The organism is Rhodoferax sp. RT4P68 (genome assembly GCF_056521305.1).
Genome location: NZ_JBWMBB010000003.1, coordinates 290,552 through 312,162, shown reverse-complemented (window position 1 = coordinate 312,162; position 21,611 = coordinate 290,552). Strand labels below are relative to the sequence as shown.

Genomic DNA, 21,611 nt, shown 5'->3' with positions numbered 1-21,611 from the left:
GCGGGTGCCCTGGCATGGCCTGCTCCGCGGCCATCGGTCCGGGCTCGCCTGCGACCGGCCAAGACGGCACAGCCGCCTGACATGCGCATCCTGCTCGCCGAAGACGAGCACGCGCTGGGCACCTGGCTGTGCAAGGCGCTGGAGCAGGCCGGCATCCAGGTGGAGTGGGTGGACGACGGGCGGCTGGCCGACCTGGCGCTGCAGCGCCGCGAGCACGACGCGCTGGTGCTGGACCTGGGCCTGCCCGGCATGGACGGCCACACCGTGCTCACCCGGCTGCGCGAGCGTGACCAGCGCCTGCCCACGCTGATCCTCACGGCGCGCGATTCGCTGGCCGAGCGCGTCGGCTCATTGAACGCGGGGGCGGACGACTTTCTCGCCAAGCCGTTCGCGTTGGCGGAACTGGAAGCGCGGCTGCACGCGCTGGTGCGCCGCGCGCGCGGCACCGAGCACCCGCGCCTGGCGTGCGGCCCGCTGGTCTACGACAGCGCGCGCCGCCAATTCCAGCTGCACGGCGAGCCGCTGGCCCTGTCGCCACGCGAATCGGCCGTGTTGCGCGTGCTGGTGCAGCGCAGTGGCGAGCCACAGTCCAAGCAGCAGATCCTGGACCGCGTGTTCTCCGACGACGATGCCGTGCACCCCGAGGCGGTGGAAGTGTTCGTGCACCGCCTGCGCAAGCGGCTGGAGGGCAGCGGCGTGCGCATCGTCACCATGCGCGGGCTGGGCTACGCGCTCGAGGAAGGCTGAGAGTCGATGCGCATCGCCCGGCGCGCCGTGCAGTGGATTCAACGCGCCAGCCTGTGGCAGCGCCTGGCCCTGCTGCTACTGCCGGCCTTGCTGCTGACCACCGCCGTCGAGCTGTGGGCCACGCGACAGGACGCGCTGGCGGCCGCCAACGCGGCCTACGACCGCTCGCTGCTGGGCGCGCTGCGCTCCATCGACGCCAACATCTCTGTTGCCTCGGGCGGCCTGTCGGTCGAGCTGCCCTACACCATGTTCGAATTCTTCGAGCTGACCGCCAGCGGGCAGGTGCACTTTCGTGTGGCCACCTCGGACGGCCTGGTCGAGCTGGGCAGCGCCGACCTGCCCGAGCCCCCCACGCCGACCGCCACCGGCGTGCCGGTGTTCTACGACGCCACGTATTTCGGCGAGGCCGTGCGCCTGGCCGCCTACCGGCGCAACCTGGCCGGCACGCCCGCCGGCAGCCCGGGCACGAGCGTGCTGGTGCAGGTCGGCGAGAGCACGCGTTCGCGTGAGGAGTTCACCGCACGCTTCGTGCGCCGCGCGGCGCTGCGCGACGGCGTCATCCTGCTGCTGCTGGTCTGTGGCACCTCGTTGGCGCTGGCAGCTGCCCTGCGCCCGCTGCGGCGGCTGGCGCGCGAGGTGCAGGCGCGCCAGAGCGACGACCTCACGCGCATCGAGGAAGACGCCATCCCCGCCGACATTCGCCCGCTGGTGGCCGCAGTCAACCAGCACATGGGGCGCACGCAAGACCTGGTGGCGCAGCAGCGGCAGTTTCTGGACGACGCCTCGCACCAGCTGCGCACGCACCTGACCACGCTGCGGATGCAGGTGGACGTGGCACTGCGCGAGCCTGATGCCGGCCAGGTGCGCGCGACGCTGCAGGCCATGGGGCAGGAGATCGGCCGCGTGACGCGCAGCACCCAGCAGCTGCTGGCCCTGGGCCGCAGCGACACCGCCGCGCTGGACGTGGCCGAGATCGACCTGGCCGGGTTGCTGCACGCGGTGGCCGTGGGCCTGATGCCGCTGGCGCGCGCGAAGGACCTGGACCTGGGCATCAACCCCGCCACACGGCCGCTGACCGCCATCGCCGACGAAGGGCTTTTGCGGGAGGCGCTGGGCAACCTGGTGTTCAACGCGATTGCCTACACGCCAGCGCGGGGCACGGTCACCGTGCACGCCACGGACGATGCAGACGGCTGGCGCATCACCGTCGAAGACGACGGCCCGGGCCTGAGTGCGGAGGAGTGCGCCGCGCTGGGCCAGCGCTTTCGGCGCGGCGCGCGCAGCGGCCCCGGCGGCTCCGGTCTGGGGTTGGCGATTGCCCGCTCGATCGCAGAGCGCCACCGGGGCACGCTGGAGTTGCGGCCCCGGCCGGACGCACCGGGGCTGCACGCCATCCTGTGGTGGCCCAGGCCCCCAGCTTGAGATGATCCGCACGAGGCCCGCCATGCCCACCCGCGCCATGACCCACACCGCTGGCCGCGCCGCTATCTGCGCCACCGGCCCCGTCCTCGCCCGCCGCACGGTGCTCGCCCTGGCGGCGAGCAGCCTGTGGTCACCCGCCGCGCGCGCCGCCGTGCCCGACCCCAGCCTGGGCGCCGCCGAATGCGTGATTCCCGCCAAGCCTGGCGGCGGCTTCGCGCTGACCTGCGCGCTGGCGCGCGACGCGCTGCAGTTGGTGCGCCCGCAGCGTCCGGCGCTGGCACAGCGCTACCTGCCAGGCGGCATCGGCGCGGTGGCGTTCGACCGTGTGGCCACCGGCCGCATCGGCGGGCCGGCGGTGCTGGTGGCCTTCTCCAGCGGCTCGCTGCTGAACCTGGCGCAGGGCCGCTTCGGCCCGCACGCGCCCACAGCCGTGCGTTGGGTGGCCACGCTGGGCACCGACTACGGCGTGATCGCCGTACACCGCGACGCCCCCTACCGCACGCTGCGCGATGTCATCGAGGCGCTGCGCCAGCAACCAGCGCGCGTCGTGTTCGGTGCTGGCGGCACGGTCGGCAGCCAGGACTGGGTCAAGGCCGCGCTGCTGGTGCGCGCCGCCGGGCGCGAGCCCAAAGCCATGCGCTTTGTCGCATTCGAAGGCGGTGGCGACGCGCTGGCCGCGCTGCAGGGCAAGCATGTCCACGTGTTCCCCGGTGACGCCGCAGAAGCCCTGCAGGCCCTGGCCGGCGGCGCCGCCATCCGCATCCTGGCGGTGCTGTCGGCCTCGCGGCTGGACGGCGCACTAACGGGCGTGCCCACGGCGCGCGAACAAGGCGTGGACCTGGTCTGGCCGACGGTGCGTGGCCTGTACATCAGCGCCGACGCGCCGCCCGAAGCCGTGCAAGCCTGGGCGGCAGCCTTCCGCGAAGCCACGGCCGCGCCCGGCTTCGCGACGCTGCGAGAGCGCCAGGGGCTGTACCCATTCGCGCTGAGCGGCCAGGCGCTCGAGGCGTATGTGGCAGAGCAGATCGGGCAGTACCAGCGCATGGCGGATGGGCTGGGGTTGCGGCGGTGGGGGCGGTAGGTGGCGCCAGCGACGCCCCGCCGATGTCTACAACTGCTCCGCGCGCGCCAGGGCTGTCTCCGTCTGCGCTGAGCGGCGCGGCGCTAAGGGCGGCCGCGCGTTCGCGGTCACAGGCGACCTCGACCAACTGCACACTTTGATCGTCATTGGTCACCTCAACGACCGATAGTTTGTGCAGTTACACCGCGCCCCACCCCCCACCCAGCGCCCGCACCAACCCCACCGTCGCCTGGTACTGCGCGGCCTTCACCTGCAGCGCCTGCCGCCGGTTGCGCAGCTCGCTGCGGCGGGCGTCCAGCAGTTCGATCTGGCTGACCAGGCCGTTGCGCCAACGCGTCTCGGACAAGGCGGATGCACGGGTGGCGGCTGCAACTGCACGGCCCTGGGCCTGCGACTGCTCACCCAGCAGGCGCAAGGCCGACAGCTGGTCCTCCACGTCGCGGAACGCGCCCAGCACCTGGCCGCGGTAGCCGGCGGCTGCCGCATTCAGCTGCGCAGCGGCACCTTGCAGATTGGCCTCGCGCCGGCCGCCGTCGAACACCGGCAGCGACAGCAGCGCGCCGATGCCCCAGGCGCGGGCCGACCACCTGAACAGATCGCCCAAGTCGGCCGAGGCGAAGCCGCCGGAGCCCGTCAGCGCGATGTCGGGGAACCAGGCGGTGCGCGCCACGCCGACACGGGCCTGCGCGGCCTGCATCGCGCTTTGCGCGGCGGCCACATCGGGCCGGCGCGCCAGCACGGTGCCGGGCACACCGGCCGGGATCGTGGGCAGCGCGCTCTGCCAGGCCTGCACCGGCAGCACGAACGACGAGGCCGCATCGCCCACCAGCACGGCCAGCGCGTTTTCCAGCGCGGCGCGGTTGCGGTCCAGCGCCAGGGCTTCGGCTTCGTTGGCGGCCACCTCGCTCTGCACGCGCACCACATCCAACTCGGCGATGTCGCCGGCGTCGTAGCGGCGTTGCGTCAGGCGCAGCGTGTCGTCGTAGGCCGCGACGGTCTGGCGCACCAGTGCGCGTTCGTCGTCGAGTGCGCGCAGGCTCAGATAGGTCTGCGCCGTCTCGGCCTGCACCAACAGGCGCGTGCTCTGCAGCAGCGCCTCGCGCGAGGCGGCGTCCAGCCGTGCGGCATCGCTGGCCCCGGCCAGGCGGCCGAACAGGTCGAGCTCGTACGAGAAATTGGCGCCCGCATTGAACACGCTGCCCGGGCGGCTGCCCTGCGCAGTGTCGGCGCCGGCCTGGCGCTGGGCCCCCGCGCCAACGCCGAGCTGCGGCGCGCGGTTGGCGTCCGCCCCGCGCAGCAGCGCGCGGGCCTGGGCCAGGCGTGCGCCGGCCTCCTGGATGCCCGCGTTGCGGGAGCCGGCGCGTTCCACGAGGTCGTTCAACACCGGGTCGTTGAAGGCCAGCCACCAGGCGCCACGGTCGGCCTGCTCGGCCGGCACTGCGGTGGTGAAGCGGGCGCCGCCTTCCTTGAACTGCGTCGGAATGGCCGGCAGCGCGTGATCAGGGTTGGCCGGCAGCGGCGCGCTGGCACAGCCGGCGAGCACCAGCGCCGCCAGCAAGGGCGTCGCAAGCAGACGCCGGGCCGCCCCGAGTGTGCTTGTCCCGGCTGAGGGACGGGATGGACGCAGCCCTGCCCAAGCGGTCATGGTCATAGAGTGGAATCGCATGGCGTTTCTCCTTATTCGATGGGATGGCGCGGCGCAGCCGGCAGCGCGTGGGCCGACGCGCCGCCACCGCCGTGCGGGGGGCTGACGGGCGCATGCGCAGCACCGTGGTGGGCCAATGGCCGGTTGCCCGCCAGCTGGCGCATCAGCACGTAGAACACGGGCGTCAGGAACAGGCCGAACGCGGTCACGCCAATCATTCCGAAGAACACGGCGATGCCCATCGCGCTGCGCATCTCCGAGCCGGCGCCGGTGGCCAGCACCAGCGGCAGCACGCCCATGACGAAGGCCAGCGAGGTCATCAGGATGGGCCGCAGCCGCAGCCGGCTGGCCTCGATGGCGGCCTGCACGGGCGTGCGGCCGGCAAACTCCAGCTCGCGTGCGAACTCCACGATCAGGATGGCGTTCTTTGCGCTCAGCCCCACCAGCACCATCAGCCCGATCTGCGTGAACACGTTGTTGTCACCATCGGTCAGCCACACGCCCGTCATCGCCGCGAGGATGCCCATGGGCACGATCAGCACGATGGCGGCTGGCAGCGTCAGGCTCTCGTACTGCGCGGCCAGCACCAGGAAGACCAGCAGGATCGCCACCGGGAAGATCAGCAGCGCCGAATTGCCGGCCAAAATTTCCTGGTAGGTCAGCTCCGTCCACTCAAAGCCCATGCCGGGCGGCAGCGTTTCCCTGGCGATGCGCTCGATGGCGTCCTGCGCCTGGCCCGATGACACGCCGGCCGCAGGCGCGCCGTTGATGTCGGCCGAAAGGTAGCCGTTGTAGCGCATCGCGCGCTCGGGGCCGGCGCCGGTCTGCACCCGCATGAGGGCGGACAGCGGCACCATCTCGCCGGTGGCCGAGCGCACCTTCAGCAGGCCGATGTCTTCGGCACGCGCACGGTAGGCCGCATCAGCCTGCACGCGCACGGTGTAGGTGCGGCCGAACTTGTTGAAGTCGTTCACGTACAGCGAACCCAGGTAGACCTGCATGGTGTCGAACACGTCGGTCACGGCCACGCCCAGTTGGCGCGCCTTGGCGCGGTCGATGTCGGCGAACAGCTGCGGCACGTTGACCTGCCAGCTGGTGAACATGCCGGCCAGCTCGGGCGTCTGGTAGGCCTTGGCCATGAAGGCCTTGACGGCCACATCCATCTGGCCGAAGCCGAGGCCGCCACGGTCCTGCAACTGCAGCTTGAAGCCGCCGGTCGTGCCCAGGCCGGCCACCGGTGGCGGCGGGAACATCACGATGAACGCGTCCTGGATGCCGCCGAAGGCCTGGTTCAGCTGCTGCGCCACGGCCACGCCGCTCTGGTCAGCGCCCTTGCGCTCATCGAAGGGCTTGAGCGTGGCGAACACGATGCCGGCGTTCGAGCTGTTGGTGAAGCCGTTGATCGACAGGCCCGGGAAGGCCAGCGTGCCTTCCACGTTCGGGTTCTTCTCCATGATCTCGCCGATGCGGCGCACCACGGCATCGGTGCGGTCCAGCGTGGCGCCGTCGGGCAGCTGCGCGAAGCCGATCAGGTACTGCTTGTCCTGCGTTGGCACGAAGCCGCTGGGCACGACCTTGAACAGGCCGAAGGTGGCCGCCACCAGCGCGAGGTAGACCAGCATCAAGAGGCCCTTGCGCTTGAGCACGCTGCGCACCCCGCCGCCATACGCTTCGCTGCCGCGCTGGAACACGCGGTTGAAGCCGCGGAACAGCCAGCCAAAGGCCTTGTCCATGCCGCGCGTGAGCGCGTCCTTGGGCGCGTCATGGCTGCGCAGCAGCAGTGCTGCGAGGGCCGGCGACAGCGTCAGAGAATTGACGGCCGAAATCACGGTCGAGATCGCAATCGTCACCGCGAACTGCTTGTAGAACTGCCCCGTCAACCCGGTCATGAACGCCAGTGGCACGAACACCGCCACCAGCACCAGCGCGATGGCGATGATGGGGCCGGACACCTCACGCATGGCCTGGTAGGTGGCCTCGCGCGGCGACAGGCCGGCTTCGATGTTGCGCTCCACGTTCTCGACCACGACGATGGCGTCATCCACCACGATGCCGATCGCCAGCACCAGGCCGAACAGGGACAGCGCGTTGATCGAGAAGCCCAGCAGGTGCAGCACGGCGAAGGTACCGACCACCGACACCGGCACCGCCAGCAGCGGGATGATGGACGCGCGCCAGGTCTGCAGGAACAGGATCACGACCAGCACGACCAGCAGCACGGCCTCCAGCAGCGTGTGCACCACCGATTCAATCGACGCGCGCACGAACTGCGTGGGGTCGTAGGCAATGCGGTACTCCACGCCCTCGGGCATGGTCTTGGCCAGCGTGTCCATGGTCTGGCGCACGGCAGCCGAGATCTCCAGCGCGTTCGAGCCGGGCGCCTGGAACACGCCGGTGCCCACGGCCGCATCGTTGTTCAGCAGCGAGCGCAGCGAATAGTCGGCCGCGCCGAGCTCGATGCGCGCGATGTCGCGCAGCCGCGTGATGGCGCCGTCGCTGCCCGTCTTGACGATGATGTCACCGAACTCTTCCTCGTTCTGCAAGCGGCCCTGGGCGTTCACCGACAGCTGCACGTCGATGCCCGGCAGCCCCGGCGATGCACCCACCACGCCGGCGGCAGCCTGCACGTTCTGGCTGCGGATGGCCTGCACCACGTCATTGGCCGACAGGCCGCGCTGCGCGACCTTCTGCGGGTCGAGCCAGACGCGCATCGAATACTCGCCGCCGCCCCAGGTCTGCACCTGGCCCACGCCTTCGATGCGCGCCAGCCGGTCCTTCACGTTCAGCAGCACGTAGTTGCGCAGGTAGTTCACGTCGTAGCGGCCGTTGGGCGACACGAGGTGGACCACCATGGTCAGGTCGGGCGAGCTTTTCACGGTGGTGATGCCGAGGCGGCGCACCTCCTCGGGCAGGCGCGGTTCGGCCTGGGCCACGCGGTTCTGCACCAGCTGCTGCGCCTTGTCGGGGTCGGTGCCCAGGCGGAAGGTGACGGTCAGCGTCATGGCGCCATCGGTCGTGGCCTGGCTGCCCATGTAGAGCATGCCCTCGACACCGTTGATCTGCTCTTCGATCGGCGTGGCCACGGTCTCGGCGATCACGCTGGGGCTGGCGCCCGGGTAGCGTGCGCTGACGACGACTTGCGGCGGCGCGACCTCGGGGTATTCCGAGATCGGCAGCGAGCGCAGCGCGATCAGGCCCGAGAGAAAGATCAGCACCGACAACACGCCGGCAAAGATCGGCCGGTCGATGAAGAATTTGGAGAGGTTCATGGCGGTTCTCTGTGGTGAGCGGGCGCAGCAACCCCCGCCGTGCCGCGCCGGGGGCGCAGACGGTGTGGTGGCGTCAAAGGATCAGTGGCGTCAGCCGCGCCGGGCGGCGATCAGGATGACATTCAGGTCTGCGATCACGACTGCCATGACGGCAGCTGTGACGACTGCCGTCACGACTGCGGGAGGGCGCCGGCCGCGCGGGCCTGCTGGTCGGGCTTGGCGTCCATCGCCACGGCTTGTGGCGCCACTTCCATGCCCGGCCGCACGCGCTGCAGGCCGTTCACGACGATGCGCTCGCCGGCCTGCAGCCCGCTGGTCACGATGCGCAGGCCGTTGACGTTGGCACCCAGCGTGACGGCCCGCCATTGCGCCTTGTTCAGCGCGTCGACGACGATCACGAACTTCTTGTCCTGGTCGGTGCCCACCGCGCGCTCATTGACCAGCAGCGCGGCGCTGTTCTTGACCTGGCCCATGCGCAACCGCGCGAACTGGCCGGGCATCAAGGTGCCGTCCTGGTTGTCGAACTGCGCGCGTACGCGCACCGTGCCGCTCTTGGGATCGACCTGGTTGTCGACCCACTGCAGGCGGCCGACGAGCGGCGTATCTTCATGGGCTGCGGTGCCCATCTGCACCGGGATGCGCCCGATCTGCGCGCGGCTGCTGCCGGGCAGTTCACGCAGCGCACGCGAGACGACCTGCTCGTCGGCATCGAAGCTGGCGTAGATCGGGCTGACCGAGACCAGCGTCGTCAGCACCGGCGCGCCGGGGCCGGCCGAGACCAGGTTGCCCACCGTGATCTCGATCCTGCCGGCGCGGCCGGCGACTGGCGCGCGCACCTGGGTGTACGACAGGCTCAACTTGGCCGATTGCAACGCGGCCTGGGCGGCACGCAGATTGGCGTCGGCCTCGCGCAGCGCGTTGGCGCGCTCGTCATGCTCGCGCTGGGCAATGGCGCGGTCGTCCAGCAGGCGCTGCGCGCGGTCGAGCTCGCTGCGCGTGAACGATTGGCGCGCCTGCGCGGCGACGACCTGGGCCTCGGCACGCTCCACGTCGCTCGCATAGGGTGCCGGGTCGATGGTGACCAGCAGGTCTCCCTTGTTCACCAGCGCGCCTTCGCGAAAGTGCACGGATTGCACCGTGCCGGCCACGCGCGAGCGCAGGTCCACACGGTCTACGGCTTCGAGCCGGCCAGAGAACTCATCCCAGGTCGCCACTTCGGTCTGCGCGACGGTGGCAACCGACACCGGCGTCGCCTGCGGCTGCGCCGGCAGGCTGTCGGCATGCACCTGGGGCGACTGCAGCGTGAAGGCCAGGCCGGCGATGGCCATCGCCAACACCAGCGCCGTGCCGACGGCCAGCAGCCGGTTGCGTGGCGGGCGGGGAGAAGAAGAAGTGGAAGTGGTCATGGCATCCCTCGGTTCGATCAAGAAAACTGGCAAAAGCGCTCCCCGCCGGCGCGCTGCATGGGCGGCCGGTTCCGGGCGGTCAACGGAAAAGGGTGGCGGCTAACTGACGCCGCTGGCCGGCTTGGCGGTGCCGTGTGCAGCGAAGAATTCCTGCAGCTTGGGTCGCACCAGCGCGGCGCAGGCGCATTCCACGGGCTTGGTGGACACCAGCGTGTCAGGCCAGCCCATGGGCGTGAGCTGCTCGAAAGAGACCTGTACGCCAGCCTCGCGCAGCTTGTCGGCGTAGGCACGGGCCTCGTCGCGCATCGGGTCGTCACTGGACGTCAGCACCAGCGTTGGCGCGATGCCCCCCAGCCGCGACGAGGCGCCCGGCACGGCATACGGGTGGGTGGCATCCTGCGGGCAGCGCAGGTATTTCTTCCAGCCTTCGACCCACTTGCACATCGTGGAGTTGCCGGTGGCCTCGCGCACCGAGGCCGTGCCCACGCACGGGTCGAGCATCGGCGCGACCAGGATCTGGCCGGCCAGCGGCGGGTGGGCGCGATCCCGGGCGATGGAGGCCACGGACGCGGCCAGGTTGCCGCCGGCCTCCTCACCGGCCAGGAACACCGGCGCGCCGGTGCCGGCCAGTTTCGCGCGGTGCTTGTAGGCCCACTCCAGCACGCCGTAGCCGACCTCGATGGCCTGCGGGAACGGGTGGGCCGGCGCCAGCGGGTAGGCGATCGACACCACCACCGCACCACCGTCGGCCAGCATGCTGGCAAAGTTGCGGCCACTGTCCAGCCCGCCGGCCACGAAGGCCCCGCCGTGGAAGTGCACCACCAGCGGCAACACCTGGCCCCGGCGGCGTTCGCCGTAGATGCGGGTGGGCACTGGGGCCAGCTTGGGCACATCGACCGTCACATCACGCCACACCGGCCCGCTGGTGGCGGGATCGGGAGTGGCAGGCAGTGGCGAGGCGGCGGGAGACATGGCGGATTCCAGGTAAACGTGGCGGGCGGATGGACGACGGATGCTGGTAAATGTAGGGCCATCGCGCCGTCCGATAAACCGGCTGCGCACCGCTTCACTGTTTCCCAAAGTCCCACAATCGCCAGGGATACACATGTGACAATTTCTCTCCGAGATCACCACGCTCCGCAAGGAGCGCATTTCCAATGGACAAGATCCAGTCCATGCGCGCGTTCACCCGCGTCGTCGAGGCCGGCACCTTCACCAAGGCGGCCGAGTCTCTGAACCTGCCCAAGGGCACGGTCACCAAGCAGATCCAGCAGCTGGAGGAAGACCTGCGCATCAAGCTGCTGAACCGCACGACCCGGCGTGTCACCGTCACGCCCGACGGCGCAGCCTACTACGAGCGCGCCATCCGCCTGCTGGGCGATCTGGACGACATCGAGGCCAGCATGCGCAACGCCCAGGCCGCGCCTGGCGGGCGGCTGCGGGTGGACATCGGCGCCTCGGTCGCGCGGCTGCTGGTCATCCCGGCGCTGCACACCTTCTTCGAGCGCTACCCCGACATCCAGCTCGACCTGGGCGTGAGCGACCGGCCGGTGGACCTGATCAGCGACAACGTGGACTGCGTGATCCGCGGCGGCGAGCTGCAGGAGCAATCGCTGGTGGCGCGGCGCATCGGCAACATCGAGTTCATGACGGTGGCCTCGCCAGAGTACCTGGCGTGGCACAAGAAGGCCCACCCGCACGCTGCCGAGCTGACCCACCCGGACCAGCTGGAAGCCGACGGGCACCGGCTGATCAACTTTTTCTCCGCCCGCACCGGCCGGCCCTACCCGCACGTGTTCATCCAGGGCGAGACCTCGATCGAGGTGAGCGGCCGCAGCTACCACCTGGCCGTGAACGAGAGCAACGCGCTGACGGAATCGGCCCTGGCCGGCCTGGGCATCACGCAGATCGGCACCTTCGGCGCGGAGCAGCATCTGCAAAACAACCGCCTGGTGCGCGTGCTGCCCGCGTGGTCGCACCCGCTGATTCCGGTCTACGTGGTCTACCCGCCCAACCGCCACCTGAGCGCCAAGGTGCGCGCCTTCGTGGATTGGGCTGCCGAGCTGTTCGCCCGGCAGCCGGCGCTGCAGGGGCGCTGAGCACCCCCGCGCTGCAGCCGCCTCAGGGGCCGGCTGCAGGCGCGCTCTCTCAGAACGACAGCCAGGTCCCGCGCAGGCCCTGCTGCTCCACGCCCGGCTTGGACCAGTCGCACACGCCGTTCGGGAAGATGGCGTTCAGCCGCACTTGCTGGCCGGCGTCGAACAGCACCGCGTAGTCGCTCGCCGTGACCGGCTTCAACTGGCACTTGATCACGTCGGATGCGATCGAAGCGCCGGCCACGAAGCGCGGCGAGGCCGGTGCCGGGTACAGCGCCGCACACTGGCCGCTGGTGCGCTGCTGCTTCTCGACGATCTTGACCGGGTTGGCATCGCGCGTGAGGCAGCCCTCCTGCAGCGAGGCCGGCTTGTTGCGGATGACCTTGTCGCGCTGCGTGCCGGCGGCCCCATCTTCGGCCACGTTGGCCAGCCACAGGTCCATCTGCGCCAGTGCATCCATCAGCAGCGGGCTGGCGCTGGAGTAATAGCCGTAGCGAAAGTCTTCCACCAGCATGACCTGGTTGTCGGCGTTGCCGTTGGCCTTGATCAGTCGCTCGCGCATCGAGAACGAGTGGTAGCGCAGGTGGATGTCACCGACGGCGGAATCGTCGGAATAGGCCCGGTGGTCGATGATGGCCACGTCCTTCAAGCCACCACCGCCCGAGGTCAGCCGCCCGGTCTGGTAGGCCTGCACCATCGCCGAGTTGTCGGCTACCGTACGCGCCGGGTTGAAGCGCGCATCCTGGTCATAGCCGCCCACGGCCTGGTTGATGGCGAGGAACTGCTCCGGCGTGATGACGCCATCGTTCAGCGCCTTCAGGCCGTACTGCACGCCCACGTTGTCGATCGGCCGGCGCGCAAAGCCGGTGGAAGGGTCCTTGCCGAACACGTTGACCGTGTGGTCGTAGATGCTGCAGCGCACGCCGGTCGGGTTGGTCTGCGGGTGGTAGCGCTGCCCCACCGGCAGCGTGGCGGGGCAGTAGGCATCGGGCGCGATGCGCATGGCGCCGTCGTACACGGTGCCGGTGTAGATGGTCTTGACCGTCTGCACGCCGGCCACCGCCTCTTGCTGCGCGTCGCTGAACTGGCCGGGCACGATGTCGCGGAAATAGTGGCCAAGCAGCCGCTGGTCGGTGATGGAGTAGACCGTGGCGAAGCCCACCTCGGGGAAGCTGCAGCCCGGCAGGATGCCGTCGAGCAGGCCGGGGTAGTTGTCGGCGATCTGGTGCTGCTGGTAGGAGCCGCCCGAGCAGCCCCAGCCGATGGTGTAGCGCGGCGGGCCATAGGCCTCGATGAAGCGCTCTTTCACCATGGCCATGGATTCGGCGGCCGTCAGGTCCTGGCAGTTGTTGCCGAACACGTTCAGCGACGACGAGGCCATCGCATAGCCCTGCTTGAGGATGTTGTGGTCCAGCACGCCGCCGGTGTTGCTGCCCTGGCGGTACCAGCCACCCGTGCAGCCGCCGCCGAAGGTGTAGACGAGCCGCCCGTTCCAGCCGGCCGGCCGGCTGGTGAACGTGGGCGCAGGCTCTGCGGCAGGGTTGTGCAGCATGGCGGTCTGGTAGACCGCACGGTTCAGCGTGCCGGTCTCCACGCGCACCACATAGGGCACGCTGCGGCCATCGCTGGTGGTGGTGGTGGCCACGTCGCCCGGCAGCGCCGTGGGCGAGGCCAGGGCCACGAAGGCGGCCGGCGTGGCGGTATTGCGGTAGACGTAGTCGACCCGCGTGGCGACGGAGCAGGACGTGTCCAGCGGCGCGCCCAGCCGGGTCACGCCATCGGCCAGCACGAAGGCTCCGGTCTGGCAGGTGTAGGGGGTTTCGTGCGGGCCCGAGAACATCGGGCCGATGCGCGGGTAGTTGCGCAGCTCCAGCGTGGTGGTGCCGCGCAGTATGCCGCCGGTGCCCTTGCGCGTCTCGGCCTGCAGCTGGTTCGTGCCGACCGCCAGGCCGCTCACCAGGCCGACGAGTTGCCCATCGGCCCCCGGGCGAAAGGCGCTGCTCACGTCAGCGCCATTGAGCGTGACGACGACCGTCATGTCACCCGGCACCTGGCCCTGCACCTGCACCAGCGCATCGCCAGCGCTGACCCATTCGGCCTTGGGCGATGACAACAGGACCAGCTTGATCTCGGGTGCCGGGTCGTCTGAGCCGCCGCAGCCGGCCAATACCGCTGCGGCCAGCAGCCCGATGGTGAAACAGCCCGTGCCTGCAAGGCCCGGTCTGGAGGAAGCTCGATTGCGCATGCGTGTCTCCTTCGTTGTGATCGTCGTGAACGTGAGCCCGCCGGGCTGCGCACACGACATCGAGGAGAAGGCGCCGACAGCCGGCGCGCCATCACATGCGATCGGCCGCTTGGCAGCAATGGGATTAGCCCGAATGTCGCGCGAGTGACAACTTGGAAATGCGCAGATTTGCGCGCTGATCAGAACACCGACAACCCCGTGCGCGCCACGAACGCCTCCAGCGCGCGCATGCCCAACAGCGAGTTGCCGGTCGCGTCCAGCGCGGGCGACCACACGGCCAGCGTCAGCCGGTCGGGCACCACGGCGACGATGCCGCCGCCCACGCCGCTCTTGCACGGCAGACCGATGCGAAAGGCGAATTCGCCGGCCGCGTCGTAGGTGCCGCAGGTCAGCATCAGCGCGTTGATGCGGCGCGTCTGCCGCTCTGTGCAGACCGCTGCGCCGGGCCGGTCGGGGTGGGCGCCGTCGCGGCTCAGATACGCCGTTGCGCGCGCCAGTTGCACGCAGCTCATGCGCAGCGCGCACTGGTGAAAGTACAGGTCCAGCACCTCGTCGACCGGGTTGTCCAGCTTGCCGAAGCTCTTCATGAAGTTCGCCACTGCAACGTTGCGAAAGCCGGTGTCGGCCTCGGACGCGGCAACCTCCTTGTCGAAGGCGATGGGCTCGCCGGCCAGGCTGCTCATGAAGGCGAGCAGCTCAGCCTTGGCGCTGCGGCCGAACACCGTGACCAGCCGGTCGGCCACGGCGATGGCGCCGGCATTGATGAAGGGGTTGCGCGGCTTGCCCTGCTCGTGTTCGAGCTGCACCAGCGAATTGAACGGGTCGCCGGACGGCTCGCGGCCGATGCGCTCCCACAGGCGCTCACCCAGGTGCTGCATGGCCAGCGTCAACGTGAAAACCTTGGAGACACTCTGGATCGAAAAGGGCAGCGCGCCGTCGCCGGCCACGGCACTCGCGTGGCCGGCATTGAGCGCGATGCCGAAATGCCGGGCATCGATGCGTGCCAGCGCCGGGATGTAGCGGGCCACCTGCCCGGCCTGGCCGGCCTCGGGCTTGAGCGTGGCGGCGATGTCGTCGAGAACGGCTTGAAAGTCCATGGTCGGTCGGCCCGGCAAAGCCGCCGATTCTGCCCCGACCGCCAGGCGCCGAAGAATGCTCAGTCGTCGACCAGGTCGTACAGCCCAGGGCGGTCGGTCTGCACGAAGTTCGGCATGTCGCTCGGCGCCACGCGCGGGCCGATCTTCATGTTGCCATCGGCCAGCGCGCTGAGCACCGAGGTGCCGTTGCCCAGGGCTTCGCCATAGGTGCGGCAGCTTTCCTCTGCTGCGATCAGGACGTCGAAAGGCTCATCCTCCTCGAAGCGTTCGAGGATGCACCAGCGAAACTCGCCGGCGCGTGGCTCTTGCACGGTCAGCGCCAGTGATCTGAGTGCGGTATGTGCCATCGTGGGCTCCTGATCGGTGGGTGCAACTCACCGCGCGGTTGTGTGAAGGACGGCCATCTGGTCGTACCGAATCGTAACGATGTCCTAGCGGACCGATTGTTACCTGATGTATCGACCGCGAGTTTTTGAGCGGCCCAAAATGATCAGCCGCCGCCGGGCTGCCCGTCGTGCTGGCGCAGTGGTCGCAGCAGCTCGCGCAGCCCGTTGTGGTCGATCTCCAGCATCAACGCCAGCAGCCGGCCAAGCTCGCCCTTGGGGAAGCCCTCGCGCGCGAACCAGGCCAGGTAGTGGCCCGGCAACTCGGCGATCAGCGTGCCCTTGTGCTTGCCGAACGGCATGGCCATGGTCGTGAGCTTCACAAGGTCTTCAGAGTGCATCGGGTTCCTCTCTTTGCTTGCCAAGTGTCGTGCAGCCGCCGGGCCGGTGATCCAGGGCCGGTGATTCACTTCGCGCTGAGGGCGATGGCTGGTCGCTTCGCGGCATACTGCGCGCCGTCATCCCTTGCACAGAGTTTTCCCACATGGACAAAGAAGTCGCGCCCGCTGTGCTGGCAGTCATCAATGAAAAGCGCCTGGCCGGCGACAAACGCACGCCGGTGGACATCATCACGCGTCTGGGTGTGGTGGACGCGCGCGACAAAGCCTCCGACCACGCCTGGCTGGCCACTGGCGAGCACGTGATCGCCACCATCTGGGCCGAGTTCGTGCACGTCGGTGCCGGTGGCCGCTGGTTCTGCCTGGAGTCGCTGGACGCGCCGCGCCGCTTGAACGGCGGTGAGCGCACCGGCCTGCAGGCCCAACGCGCCACAGACCGCATCGCGCTGCTCAAGCGCACGCTGGACGCTGGCCAGGGCTTTCGCACCGTGCTGCAGACCAACCGCGTGGCGATTGCCGACCTGGAGACCGACAAGGCCGCCAGGGTGTCGGTGCGCGTGCCGGACGAGCAGCAATGGCATGTGGCCGCATGGAACGTCGACGACAAGTTCGCCGTGCTGGTGCGCGGCGAGCGCGGCTGGGAGCCGAGCGCTGAGGAGCTGGCAGCGGCCCGCGCGCGCGGCGGTCTGCCGCCACCACCGCCGGTCGTCGCGCCCATCTTCGCCTCGCGCGACGAGGTGCAGGCCGCCGCCTTCGACTACCTGGTGCGCCATTTCGGCGGCTATGGCTACAAGACCGAGAGCGTTGGCGAGCAGCAGCTGGGCTATGACATCGAGGTGTCGGACAAGAAGGGCAAGACGCTCTTGAAGCTGGCCGTCAAGGGTGTGGGCGCCGGCATCACCAGCTTCCAGCTGAGCGAGAAGGAGCGCGCCTGCGCGCAGCAGGGCGACCCCTGGCGCCTGGTGGTGGTGACCGACCCGATCGGAGCGGCGACGCACCACAAGTTGTACCGGGGGAGCGAGATCGCGCAGGCGCCGGGGTTGGAGGGGTAGCGGCTGCAGCGCACCGAGCCGCCACAACGGGCGGGTCTATGCTCAGTGCAGCTTCACATGCGGCTCGGTGCGCCGCGTGATCAACCGGGCCAGCGTGTCCAGCGCCACCTTCGCGTAGCCGTGCAGCGCCAGCTCATGCATCTTGTAGAGCGACACATACATCAGCTTGGCGAACGCGCCCTCCACCATCAGGCTGCCGCCGACCAGGCCGCCCATCATGTTGCCCACGGTGCTGAACTCGCCCAGTGACACCAGCGAGCCGAAGTCGCGGTAGCGGTAGGGCGTGAGCGGCTGGCCGGCCATGCGGCGCTTGATCTGGGCCAGCATGTGCGAGGCCTGCTGGTGCGCCGCCTGCGCGCGTGGCGGCACGAAGCCGCCCTTGCCGCCATTGGCCTCCGGCCAGGGGCACTGTGCGCAGTCACCCAGCGCAAAGATGTGCTCGTCGCGTGTGGTCTGCAGCGTGGGCAGCACGGCCAGCTGATTGATGCGGTTGGTTTCCAGGCCGGCAATGCCCTGCAGAAAATCGGCCGCCTTCACGCCCGCGGCCCACACGATCAGCTCGGCCGGCAGAAAGCGCCCGTCGGCCAGTCGCACGCCGGTCGCCTCGACCGACGCTACCTTGGCATTGGTGTGCACGTCCACGCCCAGCTCGCTCAGCAGCCGCTCGGTGGCGGTCGAAATGCGCGCCGGCAACGCCGGCAGCACGCGTGGCGCCGCCTCGATCACGCTGACCTTGATGTCCCGCTCGGCGTCCAGTTGGTCCAGCCCGTAGGCCACGACTTCACGCGTGGTGCGGTGCAACTCGGCCGCCAGCTCCACCCCCGTGGCCCCGGCGCCGATGATGGCCACGTGCAGTTGCTCTGGCGCCAGCGGTGCGGTCTGCGCATTGGCGCGGATGCAGGCGTTGACCATGCGTGCATGAAAGCGTTGCGCGTCGGCCTTGGTCTCCAGCCGCAGCGCGTGTTCGCGCACGCCCGGCGTTCCGAAATCGTTCGACAGGCTGCCGATCGCCATCACCAGCGTGTCGTAGCCGATGCTGCGCGCCGGCGTGACGAGCGTGCCCTCGTCGTCCAGGAACGGGGCCACCTGCACCTCGCGCCTGTCGCGGTCGATGCCGGTCAGCTCGCCCATGCGGAAGCGGAAATGGTGCCAGTGCGCCTGCGCCAGGTAGTCGACCTCGTGGGCGCTCATGTCCATGCTGCCGGCGGCAATCTCGTGCAGCTTGGGCTTCCAGATGTGGGTGCGGTTCTTGTCCACGAGGGTGACCTCGGCCCGGCCCCGCTTGCCCAGCTTGTCGCCCAGGCGCGTGGCCAATTCCAGGCCGCCGGCGCCGCCACCGACGATGACGATGCGGTGCTTGTGTGCAGGGCTGTTCATGGTGTTTTTGTTCCTCTGGTGGCCGGCACGGGCTGGCCAGGCGGTCTGCCGGGCCTGGCTTGATGAGGATCATACAAACCATCGTCTGTGCCAGGGGCACAGGGCCGGTCAGGGGAAACGCACCGCCACGCGCAGACCCTGGCCACTGGCAGGCGTGTGCAGTTCGGCCTTTGCGCCATGCCGCTCGCAGATCTGCCGCACGATGGCCAGCCCCAGCCCACAGCCATCGCTCGACGCGCCGTGCACGCGGTAGAAGCGGTCGAACACCTGGTGCCGGTGTTCCAGCGCGATGCCGGGGCCGTTGTCCTCCACCTGCAGCAGGGCCTTGCCGTCAGGGCCGCAGCGCACCGACACCGTGATGCAGCCGCCGCGCGGCGTGTAGCGGATGGCGTTGTCCGTGAGGTTGCTGACGAGTTCGCGCAGCAGCAGCGGCTGGCCCTGCACCGGCACTGCTTGGCCATCGTCTTCGAAGCCGAGTTCGATGTCCTTGTGCAGCGCCTGGGGCAGCAGGTCGAAGGTGGCGGCGCGGGCGATCTCCACCAGGTCCACGCTCTCCATGGGCATCAAGTGGCCGGGTTCGCTGCGCGCCAGCGCCAGCAGCTGGTTGATGGTGCGGGCGGTGAGGTCGGTGGCGTCGTGGATCTCGCCCACGATGGCGCGCATGTGCGCCACGTCGGGCTGCTGCAGCGCCAGGGCCGCCTGGGTCTTGAGCACGGTCAGCGGCGTCTTCAGCTGGTGCGAGGCATCGGCGATGAACTGACGGTGCGCCTCGTTGAGCTGGCGCTGGCGTTCGGTGTGCAGGTTCAGCGCCTCGATCAGCGGTGCCACCTCGCGCGGTACGGCCTGGGCGTCGATGGGCGTCAGGTCGAATTCGTCGCGGCTGGCGATCTCGTTGCGGATGCGCCGCAGCGGCTCCAGCCCGCGCCGCACGCCGAAGGTGATGAGCAAAGCGGCCGCTGCGATCAGTGTGATCTGGGTCAACGCCGAGTCGAGCAGGATGCGGTTGGACATGGCGCGCCGCGCGGCGGTGGTCTCTGCCACCTGGACGAGCAGCGGCCCCAGCCCACGCTCGTCGTACAGCGGCCTGCGCACGGCCACCATGCGGATGGACTCACCCTGGTAGCGCGCGTCCTCGAACACCGGCTGGTCGCCCGCTGGCGGCGCTGCGGGCCCGGGCAGGTCTTCATGGCCGGTCACGACCATGGCCGGGCGTGCGCTGGAAACCTTGTAGAACACGCGGTCCTGCGCGCGCGTCTCCAGCATCTCCAAAGCGGCATAGGGCAAGTCCACCGAGAACGCGCCGTCGCGCACCATCACCCGCTCGGCAATCGCCAGCGCCGAGCCGGCCAGCGTGCGGTCGTAGGCTTCGTTGGCCTGCGCGATGCTGCGCGCGTAGTCCAGATGAAAGCCTATCGTCCACACCACCGCCAGCGGCAGCAGCAGCCAGCGCAGCAGGTGGTTACGCAGGCGCATCGTCGGCGCGCTCCAGCAGATAGCCCAGGCCGCGCAGCGTACGGATGCGGGTGCCCGAGTGCTCGATCCGCTTGCGCAGGCGGTGCACATACAGCTCGATGGCCTCGGGGCTGATGGCCTCGTCGAGCGAGCAGAGCTGGTCGATGAGCGCCTTCTTGTCCACCGGGCTGCCCGGGCGGGCCATCAGCGCCTCCAGCACAGCGTGCTCGCGCGGCGGCAGCAGCAGCGACTGGCCATCCACGCTGAACAAGCGGCTCACCGTGTCATAGCGCAAACGGCCGAGCTCGAACACCGAATGCGCCCGCCCGGCCCGGCGCCGGGCGATGGCGCGCACGCGGGCCACCAGCTCTTCGGGGTCGAACGGCTTGGCCAGGTAGTCGTCGGCGCCGGCGTTCAGGCCGCGCACGCGGTCGGCCGTCTCGCCGCTGGCGGTGAGGATCAGCACCGGCACGGCGTTGCCGCGTGCGCGCAGCAGGCGCAGCAGCTCCATGCCGCCCATGCGGGGCAATTCCAGATCCAGGATGACGGCGTCATAGTCCTCGTGCGCAAGCAGCTGCTCGGCATGCAGGCCGTCGCCCACGGCATCGGCCACCATGCCCGCCTCGCCCAGCCAGGCGGCGAGCGAGCGCACCAGCCGGGCGTTGTCTTCAACCAGCAGCAAACGCATGACGCATCGTGTCCTTCAAAAAGGCCCCTGCGGGGCGTCGCAATAATGCCAGCGACAACGGAGACAACATGAACAAGATGCTACGGGCGATGGCGGGCACCATCGCGCTCGCGTGGGCCAGCCTTGCCATGGCGCAGCAGCCGGCGGGGTATCCCTGGGACTACGACAGCACCATCGCCAGCGCCCGGCGCGAGGGCACGGTGGTGGTCTATGGCAACACCGACATGGCGGTGGCACGCCACCTGGTGCAGGACTTCATGGCGCTGTACCCGGGCGTGCGCGTGGACTACCGCGATCTCGAGTCGGCCGACATCTACCAGCGCTTTTTGAAGGAGGCCGCAGCCGGCACCCCGGTGGCGGATGTGCTCTGGAGTTCCGCCATGGACCTGCAGGTCAAGCTGGTCAACGACGGGCACGGCCGGCGCTATGTGTCGCCAGAGACGCTGCACCTGCCGGCCTGGGCCGTCTGGAAGGCCGAGGCCTACGGCACGACCTTCGAGCCCATCGGCTTTGCCTACAACAAGCAGCATCTGGCCGAGGACGAGGTGCCGCGCACCCATGGCGAGCTGGTCCGGCTGCTGGCCGCGCCGGGCGGTCGCTTCAAGTCCGCGTGACCACCTACGACCTGGAAAGCTCCGGCCTGGGCTTTCTGTTCGCCACGCAGGACGCCAAGACCTCCACCATGTTCTGGGACGTGGCCCGCGCCCTGGGCCGCAACGACACGCGGCTGCAGACCAGCACCGGCGACATGCTGGAGAGCGTGGCCTCGGGCAAGACCGTGCTGGCCTACAACGTCCTCAGCTCGTATGCCAGTGGCCGTGCGCACCAGGACCCGACCGTCGGCTTTGCCTACCCACGCGACTACACGCTGGTGGTCTCGCGCATCGCGTTCATCAACCGGCGCGCGCCACACCCCAATGCGGCGCGGCTGTGGCTGGACTATCTGCTCTCGCTGCGCGGCCAGAGCGTCATGGCGCTGCAATCCGACCTGTTCGCGCTGCGCAGCGACGTGCAGGGTGGCCAGACGGCCGCGACGCTGACACGTGCGCTCGGCCCCAGCCTCAAGCCGATCGCCATCGGCCCCAGCCTGATGGTCTACCTGGACCGAGCCAAGCGCGCCGATTTTCTGCAGGAATGGAGGCGCGCGCTCACGGCCCCCAAGGACTGAGAGCTCGAGAGGCCCTGCAACGCAGCGCTGCTGCCGCGAAGTCACACGGCGATGGGAGTTTCAACCATCGAAAACTCTGGGAGTGCCATGCTTACAAGGCCCTGCGTTCGGCGGCATGGCAGTGCAACACGCGTTCTCATGTCAG

16 protein-coding genes and 1 pseudogene are annotated in these 21,611 nt (G+C 69.5%); 6 read left to right on the top strand and 11 right to left on the bottom strand.

Annotated elements, in window-relative coordinates:
- The first annotated feature begins 81 nt into the window (after positions 1-81).
- The 3 genes from AC099J_RS07965 to AC099J_RS07955 are packed head-to-tail and all read left to right on the top strand — an operon-like array spanning position 82 to position 3,250.
- Complete coding sequence (locus AC099J_RS07965; RefSeq protein WP_479614699.1) at positions 82-747, top strand: response regulator; 666 nt, start codon at positions 82-84, stop codon at positions 745-747.
- A gap of 6 nt (positions 748-753) precedes the next feature.
- Positions 754-2,169, top strand: coding sequence for a sensor histidine kinase (locus tag AC099J_RS07960; RefSeq protein WP_479614698.1), 1,416 nt, complete (start codon positions 754-756; stop codon positions 2,167-2,169).
- A gap of 37 nt (positions 2,170-2,206) precedes the next feature.
- Complete coding sequence (locus AC099J_RS07955) at positions 2,207-3,250, top strand: Bug family tripartite tricarboxylate transporter substrate binding protein (protein ID WP_479614980.1); 1,044 nt, start codon at positions 2,207-2,209, stop codon at positions 3,248-3,250.
- A 178-nt stretch (positions 3,251-3,428) separates the two neighbouring features.
- On the opposite strand, the gene AC099J_RS07950 is transcribed toward AC099J_RS07955, so the two are convergent.
- The 4 genes from AC099J_RS07950 to AC099J_RS07935 form a co-directional block, all read right to left on the bottom strand.
- On the bottom strand, positions 3,429-4,916 hold the full coding sequence (locus tag AC099J_RS07950; RefSeq protein WP_479614697.1) for an efflux transporter outer membrane subunit: 1,488 nt from the start codon (positions 4,914-4,916) through the stop codon (positions 3,429-3,431).
- A gap of 11 nt (positions 4,917-4,927) precedes the next feature.
- Positions 4,928-8,164 (bottom strand): efflux RND transporter permease subunit, encoded by a 3,237-nt coding sequence (locus AC099J_RS07945; RefSeq protein WP_479614696.1) that lies wholly within the window; start codon positions 8,162-8,164, stop codon positions 4,928-4,930.
- A gap of 170 nt (positions 8,165-8,334) precedes the next feature.
- Positions 8,335-9,570 carry an efflux RND transporter periplasmic adaptor subunit gene (locus tag AC099J_RS07940; protein WP_479614695.1) on the bottom strand — a complete coding sequence of 412 codons (1,236 nt, stop codon included), beginning with the start codon at positions 9,568-9,570 and terminating at the stop codon, positions 8,335-8,337.
- A gap of 99 nt (positions 9,571-9,669) precedes the next feature.
- Positions 9,670-10,542 (bottom strand): alpha/beta hydrolase, encoded by an 873-nt coding sequence (locus AC099J_RS07935; protein WP_479614694.1) that lies wholly within the window; start codon positions 10,540-10,542, stop codon positions 9,670-9,672.
- A gap of 185 nt (positions 10,543-10,727) precedes the next feature.
- Here AC099J_RS07935 and AC099J_RS07930 point away from each other — a divergent pair, with 185 nt between their 5' ends.
- A complete protein-coding gene (locus tag AC099J_RS07930) occupies positions 10,728-11,669 on the top strand; it encodes a LysR family transcriptional regulator (RefSeq protein ID WP_479614693.1) in 942 nt (313 codons plus the stop codon).
- Positions 11,670-11,718: 49 nt separating this feature from the next.
- Here the strand turns inward: AC099J_RS07930 and AC099J_RS07925 are convergent, their stop codons facing one another.
- From AC099J_RS07925 to AC099J_RS07910, 4 genes are all read right to left on the bottom strand, one after another.
- Positions 11,719-13,911, bottom strand: coding sequence for a DUF6351 family protein (locus AC099J_RS07925; RefSeq protein ID WP_479614692.1), 2,193 nt, complete (start codon positions 13,909-13,911; stop codon positions 11,719-11,721).
- Positions 13,912-14,090: 179 nt separating this feature from the next.
- Positions 14,091-15,008, bottom strand: coding sequence for a glutaminase (locus tag AC099J_RS07920; protein WP_479614691.1), 918 nt, complete (start codon positions 15,006-15,008; stop codon positions 14,091-14,093).
- Between the two features lie 59 nt (positions 15,009-15,067).
- Positions 15,068-15,355, bottom strand: coding sequence for a hypothetical protein (locus AC099J_RS07915; protein ID WP_479614690.1), 288 nt, complete (start codon positions 15,353-15,355; stop codon positions 15,068-15,070).
- A 143-nt stretch (positions 15,356-15,498) separates the two neighbouring features.
- Positions 15,499-15,732, bottom strand: coding sequence for a DUF3820 family protein (locus AC099J_RS07910; RefSeq protein ID WP_479614689.1), 234 nt, complete (start codon positions 15,730-15,732; stop codon positions 15,499-15,501).
- Between the two features lie 143 nt (positions 15,733-15,875).
- On the opposite strand from AC099J_RS07910, the gene AC099J_RS07905 reads away from it, so the two are divergent.
- On the top strand, positions 15,876-16,781 hold the full coding sequence (locus AC099J_RS07905) for a protein NO VEIN domain-containing protein (RefSeq protein WP_479614688.1): 906 nt from the start codon (positions 15,876-15,878) through the stop codon (positions 16,779-16,781).
- A gap of 42 nt (positions 16,782-16,823) precedes the next feature.
- Here the strand turns inward: AC099J_RS07905 and AC099J_RS07900 are convergent, their stop codons facing one another.
- From AC099J_RS07900 to AC099J_RS07890, 3 genes are all read right to left on the bottom strand, one after another.
- Positions 16,824-18,158, bottom strand: coding sequence for an NAD(P)/FAD-dependent oxidoreductase (locus tag AC099J_RS07900; protein ID WP_479614687.1), 1,335 nt, complete (start codon positions 18,156-18,158; stop codon positions 16,824-16,826).
- Between the two features lie 108 nt (positions 18,159-18,266).
- Positions 18,267-19,631 carry a sensor histidine kinase gene (locus AC099J_RS07895; RefSeq protein WP_479614686.1) on the bottom strand — a complete coding sequence of 455 codons (1,365 nt, stop codon included), beginning with the start codon at positions 19,629-19,631 and terminating at the stop codon, positions 18,267-18,269.
- Positions 19,618-20,298, bottom strand: coding sequence for a response regulator (locus tag AC099J_RS07890; protein ID WP_479614685.1), 681 nt, complete (start codon positions 20,296-20,298; stop codon positions 19,618-19,620). The genes AC099J_RS07895 and AC099J_RS07890 overlap by 14 nt, the downstream gene beginning before the upstream one ends.
- Before the next feature lie 68 nt (positions 20,299-20,366).
- Between AC099J_RS07890 and AC099J_RS07885 the strand changes: the two are divergent.
- Positions 20,367-21,466: pseudogene (locus tag AC099J_RS07885) on the top strand (ABC transporter substrate-binding protein).
- The last annotated feature ends 145 nt before the right edge of the window (positions 21,467-21,611 follow it).

Coding starts and splice junctions, on each gene's coding strand:
- AC099J_RS07965 (WP_479614699.1), top strand. CDS start 82: ATGCGCATCCTGCTCGCCGAAGACGAGCACGCGCTGGGCACCTGGCTG.
- AC099J_RS07960 (WP_479614698.1), top strand. CDS start 754: ATGCGCATCGCCCGGCGCGCCGTGCAGTGGATTCAACGCGCCAGCCTG.
- AC099J_RS07955 (WP_479614980.1), top strand. CDS start 2,207: ATGACCCACACCGCTGGCCGCGCCGCTATCTGCGCCACCGGCCCCGTC.
- AC099J_RS07950 (WP_479614697.1), bottom strand. CDS start 4,916: ATGCGATTCCACTCTATGACCATGACCGCTTGGGCAGGGCTGCGTCCA.
- AC099J_RS07945 (WP_479614696.1), bottom strand. CDS start 8,164: ATGAACCTCTCCAAATTCTTCATCGACCGGCCGATCTTTGCCGGCGTG.
- AC099J_RS07940 (WP_479614695.1), bottom strand. CDS start 9,570: ATGACCACTTCCACTTCTTCTTCTCCCCGCCCGCCACGCAACCGGCTG.
- AC099J_RS07935 (WP_479614694.1), bottom strand. CDS start 10,542: ATGTCTCCCGCCGCCTCGCCACTGCCTGCCACTCCCGATCCCGCCACC.
- AC099J_RS07930 (WP_479614693.1), top strand. CDS start 10,728: ATGGACAAGATCCAGTCCATGCGCGCGTTCACCCGCGTCGTCGAGGCC.
- AC099J_RS07925 (WP_479614692.1), bottom strand. CDS start 13,911: ATGCGCAATCGAGCTTCCTCCAGACCGGGCCTTGCAGGCACGGGCTGT.
- AC099J_RS07920 (WP_479614691.1), bottom strand. CDS start 15,008: ATGGACTTTCAAGCCGTTCTCGACGACATCGCCGCCACGCTCAAGCCC.
- AC099J_RS07915 (WP_479614690.1), bottom strand. CDS start 15,355: ATGGCACATACCGCACTCAGATCACTGGCGCTGACCGTGCAAGAGCCA.
- AC099J_RS07910 (WP_479614689.1), bottom strand. CDS start 15,732: ATGCACTCTGAAGACCTTGTGAAGCTCACGACCATGGCCATGCCGTTC.
- AC099J_RS07905 (WP_479614688.1), top strand. CDS start 15,876: ATGGACAAAGAAGTCGCGCCCGCTGTGCTGGCAGTCATCAATGAAAAG.
- AC099J_RS07900 (WP_479614687.1), bottom strand. CDS start 18,158: ATGAACAGCCCTGCACACAAGCACCGCATCGTCATCGTCGGTGGCGGC.
- AC099J_RS07895 (WP_479614686.1), bottom strand. CDS start 19,631: ATGCGCCTGCGTAACCACCTGCTGCGCTGGCTGCTGCTGCCGCTGGCG.
- AC099J_RS07890 (WP_479614685.1), bottom strand. CDS start 20,298: ATGCGTTTGCTGCTGGTTGAAGACAACGCCCGGCTGGTGCGCTCGCTC.